General features: G+C 45.3%; 1 protein-coding gene. It reads right to left on the minus strand.

All coding sequences use genetic code 11. The features are described from left to right. A partial coding sequence (locus tag R7E42_RS24510) for a PrkA family serine protein kinase (RefSeq protein ID WP_318073165.1) occupies positions 1-1,262 on the minus strand: 1,262 nt, incomplete at both ends.

Consider the following 1,262-nt stretch of genomic DNA (forward strand, 5'->3'; position numbering starts at 1 on the left):
GTTTTGACCATTGTTATTGGCTTTCGCACGAAGCACAAAGTTAACGATTTCGTTTCGGAAATCTTTCGGGTTGGATATACCAGCAGTTTTCTCAATTTTCTCTAGTTCCGCATTGAGAGATGCGCGGTCAAATAGCTGACCCGTTTCTGGATCGCGGTATTCTTGGTCCTGAATCCAGAAATCTGCGTAGGTAACATAACGGTCGAAGATGTTTTGGCCGTATTCAGAGTAAGATTCTAGGTACGCGGTTTGAATTTCTTTACCGATAAACTCAACGTAACGAGGAACGAGGTAACCTTTCAAAAACTCAAGATATTTTTCTGCGGTTTCTGAAGGGAATTGTTCGCGCTCTACTTGTTGTTCAATCACATAGAACAGGTGAACTGGGTTTGCTGCCACTTCGGTTTGGTCAAAGTTGAACACGCGAGACAAAATCTTAAACGCAAAACGTGTAGATAGGCCGTTCATACCTTCATCGACGCCTGCGTAATCTCGATACTCTTGGTAGCTTTTCGCTTTAGGGTCGGTGTCTTTTAGCGTCTCGCCGTCGTACACGCGCATTGTCGAGAAGATAGACGAGTTTTCAGGCTCTTTCAGACGAGAAAGGATGCTGAACTGCGCCAATGTTTCTAATGTGCTTGGTGAGCAAGGGGCTTGAGACAGTTCACTGTTTTCAAGCAGTTTTTGATAGATTTTAACTTCTTCCGATACGCGTAAACAGTACGGTACTTTAACGATGTATACACGGTCTAGGAAGGCTTCGTTGTTTTTGTTGTTGCGGCAGGTTTGCCACTCAGATTCGTTAGAGTGAGCCAAAATCATGCCGTCAAACGGAATTGCAGAAAGGCCTTCCGTCCCGTTAAAGTTGCCTTCCTGTGTTGCGGTTAGTAATGGGTGCAATACTTTAATTGGCGCTTTGAACATCTCGACGAATTCCGTCAAGCCGTGGTTTGCTTTGCACAGCGCGCCAGAGTAGCTGTACGCATCTGGGTCGTCTTGAGAGTAGTGTTCGAGTTTACGGATATCCACTTTACCGACGAGTGATGAAATATCTTGGTTGTTCTCATCACCAGGTTCGGTTTTCGCAATACCGATTTGGTCAAGGATAGATGGACGAACTTTCATCACTTTAAATTTGGTGATGTCGCCGCCAAATTCGTGAAGGCGTTTCGCTGCCCAAGGTGACATGATTGAGCGAAGGTAGCGCTGCTCAATACCGTAGTCCTTTTTCAGAATCTCGCCATCTTCGGTCGCTTTGAATA

Source organism: Vibrio sp. Vb1337 (genome assembly GCF_033338715.1).
In the GTDB taxonomy this organism is placed as follows: domain Bacteria; phylum Pseudomonadota; class Gammaproteobacteria; order Enterobacterales; family Vibrionaceae; genus Vibrio; species Vibrio alginolyticus.